The organism is Promicromonospora alba, from assembly GCF_042654905.1.
Classification (GTDB): Bacteria; Actinomycetota; Actinomycetes; order Actinomycetales; family Cellulomonadaceae; genus Promicromonospora; species Promicromonospora alba.
The window spans coordinates 115,546-134,537 of the sequence record NZ_JBHSFI010000010.1 but is presented as its reverse complement, the minus strand read 5'-3'; the positions used below and the strand labels follow the sequence as shown (position 1 = coordinate 134,537).

14 protein-coding genes are annotated in these 18,992 nt (G+C 69.8%); 8 read left to right on the top strand and 6 right to left on the bottom strand.

Translation table 11 applies throughout. From position 1 onward, the window contains the following. Positions 1–17 precede the first annotated feature (17 nt). The 6 genes from ACFO6V_RS27415 (at position 18) to ACFO6V_RS27390 (ending at position 6,942) form a co-directional block, all read left to right on the top strand. Positions 18–1,271, top strand: coding sequence for an N-acetylglucosamine-6-phosphate deacetylase (locus tag ACFO6V_RS27415; protein ID WP_377142165.1), 1,254 nt, complete (start codon positions 18–20; stop codon positions 1,269–1,271). Positions 1,272–1,411: 140 nt separating this feature from the next. After that, complete coding sequence (locus tag ACFO6V_RS27410) at positions 1,412–2,227, top strand: AAC(3) family N-acetyltransferase (RefSeq protein ID WP_377142162.1); 816 nt, start codon at positions 1,412–1,414, stop codon at positions 2,225–2,227. Positions 2,228–2,251: 24 nt separating this feature from the next. Then, the gene (locus ACFO6V_RS27405) at positions 2,252–2,869 is read left to right on the top strand and encodes a ribonuclease FAU-1 family protein (protein WP_377142159.1); all 618 of its coding nucleotides are present in this window, start codon (positions 2,252–2,254) and stop codon (positions 2,867–2,869) included. An 88-nt stretch (positions 2,870–2,957) separates the two neighbouring features. Next, positions 2,958–3,548, top strand: a complete 591-nt coding sequence (locus ACFO6V_RS27400) for a GNAT family N-acetyltransferase (RefSeq protein WP_377142156.1) — start codon at positions 2,958–2,960, stop codon at positions 3,546–3,548. A 193-nt stretch (positions 3,549–3,741) separates the two neighbouring features. Next, the gene (locus ACFO6V_RS27395) at positions 3,742–6,264 is read left to right on the top strand and encodes a glycoside hydrolase family 3 C-terminal domain-containing protein (protein WP_377142153.1); all 2,523 of its coding nucleotides are present in this window, start codon (positions 3,742–3,744) and stop codon (positions 6,262–6,264) included. A 30-nt stretch (positions 6,265–6,294) separates the two neighbouring features. After that, on the top strand, positions 6,295–6,942 hold the full coding sequence (locus ACFO6V_RS27390) for a DUF624 domain-containing protein (protein ID WP_377142150.1): 648 nt from the start codon (positions 6,295–6,297) through the stop codon (positions 6,940–6,942). A gap of 96 nt (positions 6,943–7,038) precedes the next feature. Here the strand turns inward: ACFO6V_RS27390 and ACFO6V_RS27385 are convergent, their stop codons facing one another. From ACFO6V_RS27385 to ACFO6V_RS27360, 6 genes are all read right to left on the bottom strand, one after another. Continuing rightward, entirely contained in the window at positions 7,039–9,411 is a 2,373-nt protein-coding gene (locus ACFO6V_RS27385) for a xyloglucanase (RefSeq protein WP_377142147.1), read from the bottom strand. Between the two features lie 102 nt (positions 9,412–9,513). Beyond that, complete coding sequence (locus ACFO6V_RS27380) at positions 9,514–11,262, bottom strand: type 2 periplasmic-binding domain-containing protein (protein WP_377142145.1); 1,749 nt, start codon at positions 11,260–11,262, stop codon at positions 9,514–9,516. Positions 11,263–11,312: 50 nt separating this feature from the next. Then, on the bottom strand, positions 11,313–13,064 hold the full coding sequence (locus ACFO6V_RS27375; RefSeq protein WP_377142142.1) for a type 2 periplasmic-binding domain-containing protein: 1,752 nt from the start codon (positions 13,062–13,064) through the stop codon (positions 11,313–11,315). Between the two features lie 60 nt (positions 13,065–13,124). Then, positions 13,125–14,048 carry a carbohydrate ABC transporter permease gene (locus ACFO6V_RS27370; RefSeq protein WP_377142140.1) on the bottom strand — a complete coding sequence of 308 codons (924 nt, stop codon included), beginning with the start codon at positions 14,046–14,048 and terminating at the stop codon, positions 13,125–13,127. 15 nt (positions 14,049–14,063) lie between these two features. Further along, the gene (locus ACFO6V_RS27365; protein WP_377142137.1) at positions 14,064–15,080 is read right to left on the bottom strand and encodes an ABC transporter permease; all 1,017 of its coding nucleotides are present in this window, start codon (positions 15,078–15,080) and stop codon (positions 14,064–14,066) included. Between the two features lie 213 nt (positions 15,081–15,293). Then, positions 15,294–16,310 (bottom strand): LacI family DNA-binding transcriptional regulator, encoded by a 1,017-nt coding sequence (locus ACFO6V_RS27360; protein WP_377142134.1) that lies wholly within the window; start codon positions 16,308–16,310, stop codon positions 15,294–15,296. A gap of 404 nt (positions 16,311–16,714) precedes the next feature. Between ACFO6V_RS27360 and ACFO6V_RS27355 the strand changes: the two genes are divergently transcribed. Together ACFO6V_RS27355 and ACFO6V_RS27350 are read left to right on the top strand one after the other, a co-directional pair. Beyond that, the gene (locus tag ACFO6V_RS27355; RefSeq protein ID WP_377142131.1) at positions 16,715–18,019 is read left to right on the top strand and encodes an ABC transporter substrate-binding protein; all 1,305 of its coding nucleotides are present in this window, start codon (positions 16,715–16,717) and stop codon (positions 18,017–18,019) included. Further along, positions 18,012–18,992, top strand: a complete 981-nt coding sequence (locus ACFO6V_RS27350) for a carbohydrate ABC transporter permease (RefSeq protein WP_377142128.1) — start codon at positions 18,012–18,014, stop codon at positions 18,990–18,992. The genes ACFO6V_RS27355 and ACFO6V_RS27350 overlap by 8 nt, the downstream gene beginning before the upstream one ends.

Sequence of the window (18,992 nt, the reverse complement as noted above, 5' to 3'; positions counted from 1 at the left end):
CCTGGCAGGATGTCCGCATGACTGATTCCGGTGCACTGGTGGTGCGCGGTCGCCTGGTCCAGCCCTCCGCAGTCGTGGACGACGGCGTCGTCGTCGCCTCGGGTGGTCGCGTCACGTTCGCGGGCTCGGTGTCCGACGCCCTGGCGACCGGGTACGGCCCCGCCGTCGAGACCGTGCCGCCCGCCCCGGGGACGTACCTGCTGCCCGGTCTCGTGGACCTGCACAACCACGGCGGGGGCGGAGTCTCGTTCCCGGACGTGACCACTGCCTCCGAAGCACTGGCGGGCGTGCTGGAGCACCGTCGCCACGGCACCACCACCCTGCTCGCATCGCTCGTGACGGCCCGGCCGGAGGTCCTGCTGGAGCGCGCGTCGGTGCTGGCCGAGCTCGCCGTCGCGGGCGAGATCGAGGGCCTGCACGCGGAGGGGCCGTTTCTCTCGTACCACCGCAGGGGCGCACACAACCCGGCTGACCTGCAAGAAGGCAGCGTGGACCTGGTCAGGGACCTGGCCGAGGCCGCCCGCGGGTACCTGCGCACGATGACCATCGCCCCCGAGGTGCCCGGCGTGACCGGTCCCGGCGGCGTGGCCGAGGCGCTGGTCGAGGCGGGCGTGCTGCCCTCGCTCGGCCACACCGACGGGAGCACCGAGCAGGCTGAGGCGCTGATCGCGCAGGTGACTGCCGCGCTGGCCGCCGCGGGCAGCCCTCTCGGGCCCCTGACCGCGACGCACCTGTTCAACGGGATGCGGCCGCTGCACCATCGCCGGCCGGGCCCGATCGCGGCCTGCCTGGCGGCTGCCGCCCGCGGCGACATGGTCGTCGAGCTCATCGGCGACGGCGTGCACCTCGACCCGGCGACGGTCCGCTCGGTGTTCGACATGGTCGGACCGGACCAGGTGGTGCTGGTCACCGACGCGATGGCGGCGGCGGGCGTCGCCGACGGCCGCTACGAGCTGGGCCCGATGTCCGTGGAGGTGCTGGACGGCGTAGCGCGGGTCGTCCCGGAGGAGGGGAGCCCGGAGGCCGGGGGAGAGGGGCCGATCGCCGGCGGAACCGCGCACCTGATCGACGTCGTGCGGCTGGCCGTGGCCGGTGGCGTCCCCCTGGTCGACGCCGTGCGCTCCGCGACGGCCGTGCCCGCGCGCGTCCTGGGGCTGACCGGCGAGGTCGGCAGCCTGGAACCCGGCGCCCGCGCCGACGTCCTGGTCACGGACGCGACCCTGCGCCCCCTCCGGGTCCTGCGCCAGGGCATCGACGTAGCAGTCGCCTGACCCGTAAGGCGTTGAGCACAGCGGTTGCTGCCAAAAAGGGGGCCCGGATCTGGCAGCGGCTGCTGTGGTCAACTCCTGACGTGGCGGCGGCACCTGGAATTGTCGTGCGGGCGGATCGGTGGCGGGGCTACCGTCCCCGCATGGACCAAGCCCTGCCGCATACGACGGCGACATTGACGAGCGACCTGCTGGCGCTGGGCGTGGTCCCGGGGGACGTGCTCCTGGTGCACTCGTCGATGCGGAGCCTCGGTTTCGTGGCGGGCGGCGTGCAGGCGGTGGTGGACGCGTTGCTGACGGCCGTAGGCCCCGAGGGCACGATCGTCGTCCCGACCCACACGTCGGGGAACACCGACCCGGCAGGCTGGCAGAACCCGCCGGTCCCCGAGCGGTGGTGGCCCGTGCTCCGGTCCGAGACGCCAGGATTCGATCCCGCCCGCACCCCCAGCCGCTGGGTCGGCGTCCTGCCCGAGGCCGTCCGGACCTGGCCCGGTGCCGTGCGCAGCGGGCATCCGCACGTGTCCTGCGCCGCGCTCGGCGCACAGGCCCGGGACGTGGTCGCGGGGCACGACCTCGCCGAGTCCCACGGCGAGAGATCACCGATCGGCGCGGTCTACCGGTTCGGCGGCAAGGTCCTGCTCCTCGGTTGCGGCCATGACTCCAACACGTCCCTGCATCTCGCCGAGCGCCGTCAGGCGTCTCCACCGATGGCAGAGACAGGCGCGGCGATCAGCGCCGGCGACGGGACGAGCCGCTGGGTGACCTGGACGGACCTCGTCACGGGCGAGGACGACTTCGATCAGCTCGGCGCCGCGTTCGAGGAGACCGGCGCGGTCACCGTCGGGCAGGTGGGGTCCGCTGCCGCCCGGCTCATGGACCAGCGGACGCTCGTGGACTTCGGTGTGGACTGGATAGCGCGCAACCGCCACGGAGTTGACGCCGATGTCGCCGGGCCGTAACCGACCGCTGTTAACGTGCCGGGCATGACGCCAGTGTTCCAGCCCGGCCAGACAGTGGTGCGCCGCGAGATCATGCGCGGCGAACCGTGGATCGCGATACCCCAGGTGTGCGTCCAGGACGACGGCGACCTGCTCGTCACCTACACCCCCGGCGGCACCCCGATGGTGTATCCCGAGACCGGCGCGTTCCCGGTGGGGGAGCACCCCTGGAAGCTCGCGGGCAGCACGAGCTGGCGCGGCCACGGCCGGCTCGAGCTGCACTGGACAGGGGTCGAGCACTCCCTCTTCCTGTTCTGGGACGGACCCCAGCGCGCCTTCCAGGGCTGGTACTTCAACCTCGAGGACGCGCCCCGCCGCACGCCCATCGGGTTCGACACGCTCGACCACGAGCTCGACGTCTGGTGGGCCGCCGACGCCGAGACCTACGAGTTCAAGGACGTCCTCGAGTTCGAGGAGACCGGGCCCGCGCGTTATCCCGGCCGGATGGAGCAGATCCGCGCCGAGGGCGACCGGATCGCCGGCCTGCTCGACGCCGGCGAGCTCTGGTGGGACAAGGCCTGGGCCGACTGGACGCCCGACCCGTCGTGGCAGCCCCGCACCATGCCCGCCGGCTGGGCGACCGTGCCGTTCGAGGCGCGCTGAACCGCGACTCGCCGGAGCCGAGTCCGATCCGAAGATCACCGGGGTAAATACCGGTGGCACGGTTGTTGCCGCGCGCTACGGTCGGACCGTGCCCTCTTCGCTGCCTGTCCCCAGACCTGCCGTGCCCGGTCCCGCCGCCCCCGAGTGGCCACTGGTCACCGACCGCCTCCGGCTTCGCCCGGTAGCTCCCGCCGACGCCGAGGCGTTCCTCCGCTGGCGCTCGCGCACCGAGGTGGTGCGGTTCATGTACCAGCCGCCGTGGGACCTGCCCACGGCTCAGGCGAAGCTCAGCACCTGGTCGACGGCGCCGTTCGAGGAGGTCGGCGACGTGCTGGTGCTGGCGATCGAGGCCGACGGCGACGTCGTCGGCGAAGCGATGCTCAAGTGGGCGGCCGGCGCGCGGCAGGCCGAGCTCGGTTACGCCCTGCACCCCGACGTCAGCGGGCGGGGTCTCGCGACCGAGGCCGCCCGCGCCACCCTGGAGCTGGCCTTTGCCACGTACGGCTTCCACCGCGTGTACGCGCGGATCGACGAGGAGAACGTCGCCTCCGTCCGCGTCGCCGAGCGGCTCGGCATGCGCCTCGAGGCCCACCTCCTGGAGAACGACCAGCGCGACGGCGTCTGGTCCAACGAGGTGGTCTACGCGCTCCTCGACCGAGAGCACGCGGAGCTCGCATAGTCCGTCGACAACCCCTCGACGATCCCTCGGCGAGCACCGTCGGCGTTCCTGATTTCGCCGAGCGGGGTAGCGCTTGCCGCCCTCCGCCGGGTACCGTCCATCGAAGCGCTTCGACATTTTGTCGGCAGCGTTGCCCCACCGTGCCTCAGCTGCACACCTGGCCGCACCGCCGCGGCACCCTAAGGAGGAACCCATGGACGTGCCCCCCTTCCGCGACCCCGCGCTGCCCGTGTCCGCGCGCGCCCGCGACCTGCTGGACTCGCTCACCCCGGAAGAGCGGCTGGCGATGCTGCACCAGCACCAGCCGGTCATCGACCGGCTGGGCCTGGGCGCGTTCCACACCGGGGCCGAGGCCCTGCACGGCGTCGCCTGGCTGGGTCGCGCGACGGTGTTCCCGCAGCCGGTCGGCCTGGCCGCGACCTGGGACCCCGAGCTCGTCCGCCGGGTCGGCGAGATCGTCTCCACCGAGGTTCGTGCCAAGCACGCGGCTGACCCGTCCGTGAGCCTCAACGTGTGGGCGCCGGTCGTGAACACGCTCCGGCACCCGGCCTGGGGCCGCAACGAGGAGGGGTACTCCGAGGACCCGCACCTCACCGCCCACCTCGCCACCGCCTACTGCCGCGGCTTGCGCGGGGACCACGAGCGGGTCTGGAAGACCACGCCGACCCTCAAGCACTTCCTCGCCTACAACAACGAGACCGACAGGTCCTCGACGAGCTCGAACCTCACCCCGGTCACGCTGCACGAGGAGGAGCTCCCCGCCTTCCGCGAGCCGATCGAGCAGGGCGTGGCCGCGGGCGTCATGCCGGCGTACAACCAGGTCAACGGCACCCCGGCGCACCTGCAGACCGAGCTCTTCGCCGAGCTGCGGTCCTGGACCGACGACTCGGTAGCGCTCGTCTCCGACGCCGCCGCCCCGATGTTCGTGGTCAAGGTGCAGCGCGCCGCGGCGGACCGCGCGTCCGGCAACGCCGCTCTGGTCCGCGCGGGCGTCGACTCGTTCACCGATGACGACGCCGACTCCGCCCCCACCATCCAGCGCCTCCAGGAGGCCCTCGACCGCGGCCTGCTCACCATGGCCGAGGTCGACCGGTCCGTCCTGCGCATGCTCGAGCTCCGCCTGCGCAGCGGGGAGCTCGACGGCGACGCCGACCCGTACTCGGGCATCACGGCGGACGACATCGACCTGCCCGAGCACCGCGCGCTGGCGCGGGAGGCGACAGCCCGCTCCGTCGTCGTGCTGCGCAACTCCGAGGGGCTGCTGCCGCTGCCGGCGACGGGCTCGGTCGCCGTCGTCGGACCGCTTGCCGAGGCGGTGCTCACCGACTGGTACTCGGGCACACCGCCCTACGCGGTCACCCCGGCGGACGGCCTGCGCGCAGCGTTCGGCGCGGACCGCGTGGTGGTGGCCGACGGCGCCGACGTCGTCGCCCTGCGTGCGGCGAACGGGCGGTACGTCTCCGTCACGGAGGACGGCACGGCGGTCGTCGCGGACTCCGTCGAGGCCGGCAAGGGTACGCACCTCTCCGTCACGGACTGGGGCGGGGGTGTGCTCACGCTGCGTTCGGGCGCCTCTGGCCGCCTGCTCACCGGAGGCGCCTACCCGATGCGTGCGGACGCCGAGCGGGTAGGCGGCTGGGAGGTCCAGGAGAGCTTCCGCAAGCACGTGCACGCCGACGGCTCGTGGTCCCTGCTGCACCTCGGCTCCGGACGCTGGGTACGCGTCCAGCGCGACACCGGCCTGGTGTGCGCCGAAGGGCACACGCTCGCCGACGCCGAGCGGTTCACGGCTCGCGTGCTCGAGTCCGGCGCGGCCCTGGTGGCCCAGGCGGCTGCCTCGTGCGACGCCGTCGTCGTCGCGGTCGGGAACGACCCGCACCTGAACGGTCGCGAGACGCAGGACCGGCCCGACCTGTGGCTGCCCGACGCGGCGGTGGAGACGTGGCGTGCCGCCGTCGAGGCCAACCCCCGGGCCGTGCTGACCATCGTGTCGAGCTACCCGTACGTGCTCGGCCCCGGCGTCGACGACGCCCCCACCGTCGTGTGGAGCAGCCACGGCGGGCAGGAGCTCGGGCACGGGCTCGCCGACGTGCTGACCGGCGCCGTCGAGCCGACCGGGCGGCTCGCCCAGACCTGGCCGGCACGTCCGGAGCAGGCGGGCGACCTCTTCGACTACGACACCCGCCGCCAGCAGGTCACCTACCGGCACCTGCCGGCGGACGAGGCGGGCGTCCCCGCCTTCGCGTTCGGCCACGGCCTGACCTACTCGTCGGTGTCCTACGACGGGCTGTCGCTCTCCGCGGCCGAGGTCGCAGCACCCGCGCCGACCCGCGACCACCCGCCGCTGACGCCGCGCGACCCGGCGGGTCAGGGTGTCGTGACGGCCACCGTCACGGTGCGCAACGCCGGTGCGCGGCCCGCCGAGGAGCTGGTCCAGGTGTACTCGCTCGGTGCCTCCGGCACCGACTCGCCGGTGCGGCTGCTGCTCGGCTACCGTCGCGTCCGGCTCGAACCGGGCGAGACGGCGTCGGTTGCCGTGCCCTTCGACACCGCGCGGCTCGCGCTGTGGCACGCGGCGGCGGCGTCCGGTGCGGCGCCAGGCCTGCTCGACGGCGACCTCCGGGTCCCGGCCGGTGCGTACGCCGTGGCGGCCGGAGCGTCTAGCGTGAGCCTGCCGGTACGCGGCGAGCTGACCGTTACCGGCCCGACCGGGTGAGGATGAGGACGCAGCAATGAGGACGCAGCCATGAGGGTCGACCCCGACAGCCGCAGCGCGCAGGGACTGACGACGTTCCTGCAGTTCGTCGCGCTCAACGTGCTGTACATGGTGGCCTGCGTACCGGTGGTGACGGCGGGGGCGGCGACCGCGGCGCTCTACGAGGTGGCGCTGCGGTACGCCGACGAGGAGCGGGGCTACCTGATCCGGGGCTTCCTCGTCGGCCTCCGCCGCAACCTGTGGCGGGGCACCGCCGTCGGGCTGCTGCTCGGCGTGCCGGCCGCGATGGTGGGCTTCGCCGCGACCTTCTGGCTGGCGCTCGGCAGTGCCCTCGGGACCGCCGTCGGCACGGTAGCGGTGCTGCTCACCGCGTACCTGACCACCGCGCTGCTGTGCGCTCTGGCGCTGGTCGCGCGGTACGCCGACCCGCTGGGCCGGACGGTGCGCAACGCCCTGCTGCTGCCGCTCGCCGAGCCGCTGCGAACGCTCGCCCTGCTGCTGCGGCCCGTCGCTACGGTGAGCCTGCTCTACGTGTACCCACCGGCCGCGGTGCTCGTGCTGACGATCGGTTTCTCGGTGGGGGCCTACGTGGACGCGCTCGTGCTGCACAGCATCTTCCGGCGGCGCGGCGATGATCCGACGGCGCTCGACCCGGTCAGCCCGTTCTCCGGCGAGTAGAGCGAGAAAGGTGCCCCCGATCCCGGGCTGACACGGCGTCGGCACGCCGTGTCGGCCCACGATCGGGGGCACCTTCTGTTCGGGGGCCTGGTGGCCTCAGCGGGCGATGTCGCCGTAGATGATGCCGCGGCCGTTGGTGGTGAGGTAGACGCGGCCGTAGATCCACGGGTCGCCGGTGATCGCGGACCCCGACCAGGCCCACTGGTGGTCGTCGTCGTTGATGCGGACCCAGCGGTTGCCGCCGTCGGTCGAGCGGTAGATGGCGGCCTTGCCGCGGACCTGCGCGGAGCTGTAGATCGTCGGGTAGCTGGACTTCTTGGACGCCTTGCCGAAGCCGACCGACTCCGCCGTGTCGAACGCGGTGATCTGCTTCCAGGTGGCACCGCCGTCCTTGGAGCGCCACATGCCGCCGGTGACGCCCGTCTTCTCGTCGCCGCGCCCCGCCAGCCACACGTGCTTCTTGTGGCGGGGGACGGCGCGGAAATCGTCGACGCCCGCGGTCGGCAGGCCCGTCGCTCCCGTGTCGGCGAACGTCGCGCCGCCGTCGGAGCTGCGGTAGAACGTGCCGCCCGAGAACGCGTACAGGACGGACGGGTCGACGCGGTCGGACCGGATCTTCGCCCCCGCCGGCAGGCCCCGCACCGGGATCCAGGTCGCGCCCAGATCGGTGCTGTACACCGGGGTGACCTCGGAGCTGCCGGGCGTCCAGAAGATCCTGGACCCGTTGGCGCTGATCGCGACGGCGCCGCCGTGGCCGTCACCGGGGACGCCCTCGACGCGAGAAGCGTTCCGCCAGGTCTTGCCGCGGTCGGTGGAGACGCCGACGTGGCCCTTCTCGTTGCCGTGCACGTTGCCGGTGCCGACGATGATGTTCGGGTCGGACTGGGCGAAGTCGACGCTGGTGCCCGTGGACCAGTCGGTGTCGATCATCGGCTCGGCCCGGTCGAGGTTGGTGTGGACGAAGCCGCCGACGTCGCCGACTGCCGAGACGAGGGTTCCGCCGAGAGCGGCGAGGTCGAGGATCGCGCACTCCTCCACGCCTTCGGCGCGGACGGCGACGGTGAACTTCTCGACCGGCAGTGCGACGCGCCGGCCGGCCTCGTCCTGGCCGATGAGCTCGCCCTGTGCGTCCCACCGGGTCAGCTCCTCGGTGCCCCAGATGGTCGCGCCGGTGCCCCACATGATCCGGTCGGAGTTGTGCGGGTCGATCGCGAGGGCGTCGATCATCCACCCGTGCTTGACCGCGTACTGGGGCCCCTGGTTCTCGCCGTTCCACGACAGCCACGGGCTGCCGGCGTTGTCCATGTCGAACCGGTCGTGGCGGTCCTGGCCCTCGGCGTAGTCCCAGCTGAGCTGCCAGGTGGCGCCGGAGTCGGTGGAGCGGTAGAGGATCTCGTCGGGATACCAGTTGTTGCGCGTGGCCGCCATGAGGGTGCCGGGGTTCTGACGGTCGACGGTGATGCCCCCGAAGCCCGGGATCACGCCGCGCGGGTTGTACGCGGGGGTGACGTCGGTCCACTCGCCGGTCCCGGTCGCCAGGCGCTGGATCCTGCCGCCGTCGCCCGAAGCAGGCGCGCCGTTGTAGGGGCCGGGGTCGTGGCTGGTGACGATGTACAGATACCCGTTCAGGTCGTCCACCGCGGACTGGCCGGGGATGGTGCGGTTGCCGTCCGCGGACCCGAGCGCCTCGGCCGCGCCGGGGACTGCCTGCCAGGTCGACCCGCTGTCCTCGGAGACGTACAGCGGGTCGTCCGGGTCGGCCACGCCCACGTAGACCCTGCCGCCGACCTGGTCGAAGTCGATCCAGAGGACGCCCTGGTTGTCGGCGAGGAGCGGGTTCGACGGGTCGACGACGAAGTTGCCGGGGTTCGGGAACTCCTCGACATGTGCCCAGGTGCGGCCGTGGTCGCGCGACCGCCACAGCCCGTTCCCGTTCGGGGTGCCGAGGTAGAGCTCGGTGTTGTCGGCCGGATTGACGACGAGGCGCTCGCCCATGCCGCGGCCGGGCATGTTGCCGCCCTGCTTGAACGGGAGCTCGGCGACGCCCCAGGTGTCGCCCTTGTCGTCGGAGTAGAGCACGGCGCCGTTGTTCGGGTCCCAGTCGATGGTGTAGGTGCCGACGGCGGCGTAGACGCGGTGGGTCTCGACCGGGTCGGTGGCCATGGAGACGACCCCGGAGTAGCCCCACTTGTCGCGGCCTACCCAGTCCAGGAGCGGCTTCCAGGTCCGGGAGTCCTCCTGCCAGCGGTAGCAGCCGCCGATATCGGTGCGGGCGTAGATGAGGTTCGGCTCGGTCTCGTTGAAGAGGATGCCGGGCACGAAGCCGCCGCCGTTGATGACGGCGTTCTTCCAGGTGTAGGTGCACGCGCCGGGCGCGTGGGCCGTGGCCTGCGCAGGCTCGGGCGGGAGGCCGATCGTGGCCGCGGCCGCGGCCGTGCCGATCGACGCGAGGAAAGTGCGTCGTTGCATGATGCTCTCCTTGGGGCTGGTGACGAGGGACTGGGGCCGGGCGGACGTAAGGCCCAAGCGATCGATCGCCTGGGCCTTACGCGTGCTGCTACCGGTTCGGGCTCAGCCGAACTCGTTGGCGACCGCGGTGCGGGCCTCGGTCTGGGACTTGGCGCTCGCCAGGTCGACCTCGAGCACCTTCTCGTAGCCCAGGCCGTTCGCCGTCTCCTGCATCTCGGCGAGCAGGGCGTCGAACTCGGCCTCGTCCTTGGCGAAGGCCATCTTCCAGGAGTGCTCCACGATCGTGGCCTTGACCTGGTTGCGCAGGGTCTCGATCTCGGAGTCGTCCGTCGGGGTGACGAAGCTCGCGCCCGGTGCGACCAGCAGCTGGTCGTTGGACTGCAGGTACTCCATGGTCGTCTTGGCGCCGCCCATCTCCTTGGACCAGTCCTCGATGAGCGGGTTGGCCGATGTCTCCTGGTAGCTCGGCCAGAACTTGTAGTTGTACGGATAGCCCGTCCGCGGGTCCTCGGAGTTGTGCAGGACGCCGCTGACGTTCAGGGCCGAGCCACCGTCCTTGTACTTGCCGCCGCCCCACTCGGCCGGCACGTCCGCGTCGCCCTCCAGGATGGCCTTCTTGCCGAAGTCCGTGAGCACCGGCCCGTCGTCGCCGTCTTCCCAAGTCAGGCCCAGGGGACCGGCGCCGGCGTAGTCGGAGGAGTTGGCCTCGACGCCCTCCGGCGAGTAGAGCCAGTCGATGAACGCCGCCATGCGAGCCGGGTCCTCGGCCTTCGAGCCGATGCCGAAGATCAGGTTGCCGCCGTACACCTCGGCGCCGCGGGACAAGATCTTCTGGTCCTGCATCGGGGCCAGCGCGAAGCCCTTGCCGTCGGCCGTGTTCTGCTCGGTGTTGTACGCCTGCTGGCCCAGCCACGGCCACCAGGACAGCAGGACCTGGCCGGCCTGGTACTTGGCGAACATCGTGTCGTAGTTCTGCGTGGTCGAGTCCGGGTCGACGAGGCCCAGCTTGTTCGCCTCTTGGTAGAACTTCAGCGCGCGCACGTACTGCGAGTCGGCGTCGAGGACGCCGTGGTAGTCGGACCCGTCGGGCTTGGACTCGGCGAAGCCGAGGTGCTCGTACCCGTAGAGAGCCGGCGGCTGCCCCGCCATGACCATCAGGTTGCCGTCCCAGTCCTTGAACAGCGACAAGGCGTACGTCGGCTTGCCGTTGTCGGCCTCCGGGTGCGCGTCCTGCATCTCCTTGAGCACCGGCAGGAGGTCCTCGAGGGTGTCGATCTCGGGGTAGCCGGCCTCGGCGTAGTAGTCCCAGCGCAGGTACGGGCCGAACGTCGGGTCGACGCCCTCGGACGGCTCGGTCGGCTTCATCGAGGACACCACGGTCGGGAAGGCGTAGACGCCGTCCTTGCCCTCATTCAGCTTCTGCACCCCCGTGTCGTACGCGGCCGCGTTCTTCATGGACTCGTAGTAGGGGGACGCGTCGAGCATGAGGCCGCCCTCGACCAGCTCGTCGGCCTGCTTGCCCTTGGCGACGATGATGAGGTCGCCGAGCTCGCCGCCCGCGACGCGGGTGTTGTAGAGCGTGTCACCGCCGCCCGCGACGTTCGGGGCAAGGATGTTCAGCTCGATGTTGAACTTGTCCTTGACGACCTTGCCGAACCAGCCGCCCTGGATGCCCTGGTAGTTGGCCGGGACGTCGAAGACGTCGACGGTCAGCGGCTCGGCCTTGGACCAGTCCTGGTCGATCGACACCGCCTCGACGTCCTCCGGCGTCCCCGACCCCGTACAGGCGGTGAGGGACAACACTCCCAGCAGCGGAGCCACCATCATCGCGATGGCCTTGCGTGATCTCATGACGCTCCCTTGTGGTGCACGGAACTGTGTGGGCACGGAACGGTGAGTGCTCAGCCGAACTCGTTGGCGACCGCGACGCGTGCCTCGTTCTGGGCCTTGGCGTTGGCCATGTCCACCTCGAGGACCTCCGCGTAGCCCAGGCCGTCCACCGTCTCCTGCATCTCTGCCTGCAGGGAGTCGAACTCCGCGTCGTCCTTGGCGAAGGCCATCTTCCAGGAGTACTCGACGATGCTGGCCTTGACCTGGTTGCGGATCGTCTCGATCTGGGACTCGTCCGTCGGGGTGGTGAAGCTCGCGCCCGGCGCGACCGTCAGCATGCCGTTGGACTGCAGGTACTCCATGGTGGTCGTGGGGCCGCCCATGTGCTCGGACCAGTCCTCGGTGAGCGGGTTCGCCACGGTCTCCTGGTAGCTCGGCCAGAGCTTGTAGCTGTACGGGAAGCCCGTGGTCGGGTCCTCGTCGATCGGCAGGACCGCGGAGAAGTTCAGGCTCGAGCCGCCGTCCTTGTACGCGCCGCCGCCCCACTCGGCCGGCACGTCCGCGCCACCCTCGAGGATGGCCTTCCGGCCGAACTCGGTGAGCTCCGGCCCGTCGGTACCCTGCTCCCAGGTCAGCCCTTCAGGACCGGCGGCACCCATGGTCTCCGACGCGTTGGCCTGCACACCCTCGGGCGAGTAGAGCCAGTCGATGAACGCGGCGATACGCGCGGGGTCCTCCGCCTTGGCGCCGATGGACACCACCTGCTTGCCGCCGTACACCTCGGCGCCGTAGGAGAAGACCGTCTGGTCCTTCAGCGGCGCGATCATGAAGCCCTTGCCGTCCTTCATGTTCTGCTCGGTGTTGTACGCCGACTGGCCGAGCCACGGCCACCAGGACAGCAGGACCTGGCCGGCCTGGTACTTGGCGAACATCGTGTCGTAGTTCTGCGTGGTCGAGTCGGGGTCGACGAGGCCCATCTCGTTCGCCTCTTGGTAGAACTTCAGCGCGCGCACGTACTGCGAGTCGGCGTCGACGATGCTCTGGTAGTCCGAGCCGTCAGCCTTGGCGAGCACGAACCCCATCTCGTCGTAGCCGTAGAGGGTGGTCGGCTGCTTGCCCATCACCATCATGTTGCCGTCCCAGTCCTTGAACAGGGAGATGGCGTAGGTCGGCTTGCCGTTGTCGGCCTCGGGGTGGGCGTCCTGCATCTCCTTCAGGACCGGCAGGAGGTCCTCGAGGGTGTCGATCTCGGGGTAGCCGGCCTCGGCGTAGTAGTCCCAGCGCAGGTACGGGCCGAACGTCGGGTCGACACCGTCGTTCGGCTCGGTCGGCTTGACCGACGAGAGCTGGGTCGGGATGCCGAAGACGCCGTCCTTGCCCTCGTTGACGTGCTGGATCGCCGCGTCGTACTTCGGCACGTTCTCCATGGACTCGTAGTACGGCGCCATGTCCTTGAGCAGGCCGCCCTCGGTCAGCTCGTCCATCCGCTCGCCCTTGTCGGTGATGATGAGGTCACCGAGGTCACCGCTGGCTACGCGGGTGTTGTAGAGCGTGTCACCGCCGCCTGCCACGTTGGGCGCGATGATGTTCAGCTCCATGTTGAACTTGTCCTTGACGATCTTGGCGAACCAGCCGCTCTCGATGCCCTGGTAGTTGGCGAGGCCGTCGAAGACGTCGATGGTGATCGGGTCCGCCGCGGCCCAGTCCTGGTCGAGGGACACCGGCTCGGCGTCGTCCGCCGTTCCCGAGCCCGTGCAGGCCGTGAGGGACAGGATTCCCAGCAGCGGAGCCACCAGTACGGCTATGGCCTTGTGTGATCTCATGACACTCCTTTGTGTTTGTCGCACTTGTGTTGTCGAGCTGGTGCTTCTCGCGGAACGCGGTCAGCCCTTGACCGCGCCGAGCATGATGCCCTTGACGAAGTACCGCTGGAACAGCGGGTAGACGAAGATGATCGGCAGCACGACGATCACTGCGACCGTCATCCGGATCGACGTCGGCGTCTGGGTCGTGGCGGCCGAGACGATCGAGCCGAGGTTGCCCTGCGCGTTCTGCGCCGCCGTGGCCAGGCTGTTGGCCTGGTTGAGATAGGTGTAGAGCGTGTACTGCAGCGGGTAGAGCTTCTGGTCCGTGACGTACAGCAGGGTGTCCTGGAACGAGTTCCACTGGGCCACCGCGGAGAAGATCGCGACCGTCGCGAGGATCGGCGTCATGTTCGGGAGGATGATCCGGAAGAAGATCGTCACGATCCCGGCGCCGTCTATCTCGGCGGCCTCCTGCAGCGACTGGGGCAGCGACTCCACGTACGTCTTGACCAGGATGATGTTGAAGGGCTGCACGATCGCCGGGAGGATGTAGACCCAGAAGTTGTTGGTCAGCCCGAGCGTGTGGATCGTGACGTACACCGGGATGAGGCCGGCGTTGAAGTACATCGTGAAGATGATCAGCCGGTACCAGAGCGAGCGGTGCTTCAGGCGTTCCTGCGTGAACATGAAGCCGAGGAACGCCGACGCGAGGACGGTGGTCCCGGTGCCGATCACGGTGCGCGCGATCGAGACCAGCATCGAGCCCGTCAGGCCCGGCAGGCCGAGGACCTGCTCGTAGTTCGACAGGTGGAGGCCGACCGGCCACAGGCGTACGTCACCGAGCGCGCTGATGTCGTTCGCGCTGACGGAGTTGATGATCAGGTAGTAGAACGGGTAACCGCACACCAGCGCGAAGAGCAGGAAGCCGGCGTAGTTGATGAAGGCGAACGGGATGTCGCCGCGGGCGTGGCGCCATGTGGGCCCGGTGTCCGTGGTGGTCACGACGTCGGTCCTTTCCTAGATGATCGACGACCCGCGGGCGCGCTTGGCGATCGCGTTGGCGGCGAGGAGAAGAGCGAGCGAGATGACGCTCTTGAACATGCTGAGGACCGTCGCCAGCGACAGGCTGTTCCCTGTCATGCCCACGTTGTAGACGTACAGGTCGAGCACCTGGATGTGCTCCCTGTTGAAGGCGTTCTGGAAGACGAAGAACTGCTCCATCCCGTTGTTCAGGATGTTGGCGATGGAGAGGACCAGCAGCACCACGTAGGTCGGCATGAGCATCGGGAACGTGATGTAGCGCATGAGCTGGAACCGGCTGGCGCCGTCGATCCGCGCCGACTCGTACAGCGACTGGTCGATACCCGCGATGGCCGCGAGATACATGATCGCGCCCCAGCCCAGGCCCTTCCACAGGCTCCAGGCGAGCATGGTCAGCCAGACGTGCTGGTCGGTGTCCAGGAACTTCATCGGGACGGTGATCAGGCCCCAGTCGTGCAGCGTGGTGTTGACCAGCCCCGACGACGAGAACAGCGAGAACGCGATCATGTACACGAGCACCCACGAGATGAAGTTCGGGAGCGTCGTGAGGGTCTGCACCGCGTTCCGGAACCAGCTGGCGCGGATCTCGTTGAGCAGGATCGCGAAGAAGACCGGTAGCAGCGACGTCGCGATGCCGAGGAAGCTCATGGCGAGGGTGTTCGCCATCACCTGGCCGAGCTGCTTGAGCTGCGTCTCGGACGAGACGAGGACCTCGAACCACTGCAGCCCGACGAACTCGCTCCCGCCCAGGCCGAGGGCCGGCTTGTAGTCGTAGAACGCCGTTACCCAGCCGAGCAGCGGCAGGTAGGAGAACACGAACGCGAGGACGAGGAACGGCAGGACGACGAGGAACATCGTCCTCGAGGACTTGCCGTGGGACGGCGGTTCACGACGTCGGCCGCGACCGCGGCCCTTGCTTGCACCGGCTGGTCCGGTGTCCGGCGGAATGCCCGCGCCGAGCACTTCCGGCCGCGCTCCCTGGGTGAGGCTCACCTGTCACTCCCTCGTGATCGGCCACTTCGTTGTGTGGTGCGAGCGACGAACCGGAGTCGATTCGTCGAAGCGCTTCGACATTAATACCAGACGGATGTCTTGCCATGCAATGACCAGTAGTTCACGGTTCGGCCACGAAAGTCCGGGCGTCCGGGCCTTCGCCTACCCGCGAGGCAGCCGCACCGCAGGCGGGAGACAGCGAAGCGCTTGCCTTCAGTCCAGCGGGTCGCTCGGGCCGCTCACCGAGCTTGCTCGCTCGGTGAGCACGGGGGCGAGCAGCCTCGTCTCGGACGGGTGCTCACCCTCGAGGCGGGCCATGACCATGTCGACGGCGACCTTGCCGATCCCCTCGGCGGGCAGGTCGATGCTGGTCATCGGGATCCGCTGCGAAAGTGCCACGTCGGTGGGGCAGACCGCCACCACGGACATGTCGGTGCCCACCACGATGCCGCGTTCCGCCAGGCGGGACAGCACGTGGGGGAGTGCGCCCTCGTTGTGCACGATGATCCCCGTGGTGTCCGGCGCGGTCGCCAGCAGGGTGTCCACGGCGCTCGCGGCTCCGGACGGCGAGGAGTCGCACGCCTCCACCTCGACCGTCACGCCGGAGAGCTTGGCCTGGCTGCGCAGCCCGCGCATCAGCCGTTCGGCGTAGGACGTGTGCCGCTGCAGCACCTCGGGCGGGGAGCCGATGAGCGCGACGTCGGTATGACCCGCGCCGGCGAGGTGCCGCACGGCGAGCCGGCCGGCCGCCTCGAAGTCGAGGTCGACACAGCTGAGGCCCTCCGGGTCCTGCGGCAGGCCGATGAGCACCGTCGGCTGCTTGGCGGCCGCGACGAGGGGCACGCGCGGGTCGTCCGCCTCGATGTCCATCATCACCAGGGCGTCCACCATGGAGCCGCCGGTCACCCGGTCGAGGCCGCTCACGTCGTCCTGGGTGAGGAGGAGAACGTCGTGGTCGAAGTCTCGTGCGCGCGTCACGACACCTGCCACGAACTGCATGATCACGGGTACGCTGACGCCCACCCGGAGGGGTGCCATGAGTGCTATGACGTTGGTGCGGGACGAGGCCAGCGCCCGCGCCCCGGCATGCGGCCGGTAGCCGAGCTTGTCGATGGCGCGCTCGACACGAGCACGTGTCGGTGCGGAGATCGGTCGCTTGCCCGACAGTACGTAGGACACGGTGGAGGTCGAGACCCCCGCCGCCTTGGCGACGTCGTCGATCGTAGCCACGGTGCTCCTCTCGGATCGATGCCGCAGTGTGCCCTGTGCGGTGGCAGGCGGTGCTCGCAGGCACCGGGCACACCAGTGTGCCGCATGCCAGGCAAGCGCTTCGATAGAAGCCTAGTCCACATGCGGGAGGGCGGGTACTGGACACGAGCCAGCGCCTAGGGTTAGCGTGTTGAAACGCTTCGACGATCCAGACGCAGAGGTCTGGGCGCGGCCGAGAGGGTAAGGATGCCGAGGACCAATCGATGTGGGGCGCTGGTCGCGACCACCGGACGACCGTCCCCCGAGGGTGCTTCGACGATCACGCTCCGCCGTCCGACGGCCCGGCCGGAGGTACCACGTGGTACCGCGGCACCGAGCCCTCGTCGCCCACTGCCTCAGCGGCTGAGCGAAACCAAGGAGATGCGATGACGCACAAGCGGACCATGACTGCCGTAGCGGCCGCGATGGCCGGTGCGCTGGCCCTGACCGGCTGCACCGGGCAGAGCGGTGGCGGTGGCGACACCGACGACAGCACGCTGACGATCTGGCACTACGAGAACGAGGACTCGGCGATGGGCAAGGCCTGGGCCGAGGCCATCAAGATCTTCGAGGAGGAGAACCCCGACGTCACCGTCGACGTCGAGAAGCAGACGTTCGAGCAGATCCAGAAGAACGCCAAGATCGTGCTCACCGGCGACGACGTGCCCGACGTCATGGAGTTCAACAAGGGCAACGCGACGGCGGGCCAGCTCGCGGCGCAGGGCCTGCTGACACCGCTGACAGACGCCGCCACCGAACGCGGCTGGGACGAGAAGCTCACCGGCTCGCTGGCCACCACCGCCACGTACGACGAGCAGGGCCGCATGGGCTCCGGCGAGTGGTACGGGGTGCCGAACTACGGCGAGTTCGTCGGCGTCTACTACAACAAGGACATGTTCGCCGAGCACGGTCTGGAGGTGCCGACGAACCTCGACGAGCTCGAGGACGTCCTGGCCGCCTTCAAGGAGGAGGGCATCACGCCACTGGCCGAGGCCGGCGCCGAGTACCCGCTCGGCCAGCTCTGGTACGAGCTCGTCCTCGCCTACGGCGACCGCGCCCTGGTGGACGACTACCAGCTCTTCGCGAACGACGTCAACTTCCACAACGACGCGATGACCAAGGCCACGGAGAAGCTCGACGAGTGGATCGAGAAGGGCTACATCGCCTCCGACTCGGCAGCCCTCACCGCCGAGGACATGGGCGTCTCGTTCATCGACGGCACCTACCCGCTCATGGTCAGCGGGTCCTGGTGGTTCGGCCGGCTCGCGACCGAGGTCGAGGCCGACTGGGGCCAGTTCAACTTCCCGGGCAACACGCTCCACACGGGTTCGTCGGGCAACCTCTGGGTGGTCCCGGCCAACGCCGACTCCCCGAGCCTCGCCGAGGAGTTCATCGACATCACCCTGCGCCCCGAGGTGCAGAACGTGCTGGCGGCCGAGGGCGGCCTGCCCGTGGCGGGCGACGCCTCGGTCATCGAGGACGAGCGCACGCGCGAGCTGACCGAGAACTTCCAGGCGATCCTCGACGCGGACGGCCTGGCGTTCTACCCCGACTGGCCGGTGGCCGGCTATTACGACGTGATCGTCAGCGAGCTGCAGTCGCTGGTCAACCGGTCCAAGACGCCGTCCGAGGTGCTGGACGGGCTCCAGAGCTCGTACGACGAGGGCAAGGCCGACCTGCTCGATGGCTGACAGCACCCTGACCGAACGGCGCTCGCGGTCGGTCGGGCGCCCACGAGCCCCGCGCGAGACGCGCCGCCGTCGTCGGCCGGAATGGGTGGCGTACTTGCCGTACCTCCTGCCCGGCGCGATCGCCTTCGTCGTGGTGATCGGGTACCCGCTCGTGACGAACGTGTACTTCAGCCTGTTCAAGTGGCGCGGTGGCATGGCGCCGCTGCGCTGGAACGGTCTCGGCAACTACGCGGACCTGATGGGCGACGACAAGTTCTGGACGTCGTTCGGCAACTCGCTGGCGATGATCGTCGCGATGGTCCTGGTGCCCACGCTCCTCGGGCTGGTCCTCGCGGCGGTGCTGTTCGACTACCTCGGACGGCGGTTCGGCGCGCAGGTCTCCTCGGTGCTGCGGGCCACCTACTACCTGCCGCAGATCCTGCCCGTCGCCGTGGCGGGTGTGCTCTGGAACTGGATCCTGAACTCCCAGACCGGTGCGCTGAACCAGATCCTGCGCGGGATGGGCATCGCCGCGCCGCCCAACTGGCTCGGGGATCCGACCACGGCGCTGCCGTCGGTGATGCTCGTGCTGATCTGGGTGCAGATGGGCTACCCCGTGGTCATCTTCATGGCCGCGCTGCAGCGGGTGGACCCGGAGCTCTACGAGGCGGCCGAGCTCGACGGCGCCGGCTGGTGGGACCGGTTCCGGGCCATCACGGTGCCCCAGATCCGGCCTGAGACCTTCGTGGTCACGCTGACCTGCACGGTCGCGGCGCTCAAGGTGTTCGGGCCCATCTACGTGCTGACGCGCGGCGGGCCCGAGAGCTCGACCCTCGTGCCCAGCTACTACTCGTACCTGAGCTTCTTCGACAAGTCCCAGGTCGGCTACGGCTCGGCGATCGCCACCGTGCTGACCCTCGTGATCGTCGTCGTCGCCGTGATCATCCTCGGCCTGCAGAACCGGGCCGAACGACGTGAGAGGGAGGGGATCTGA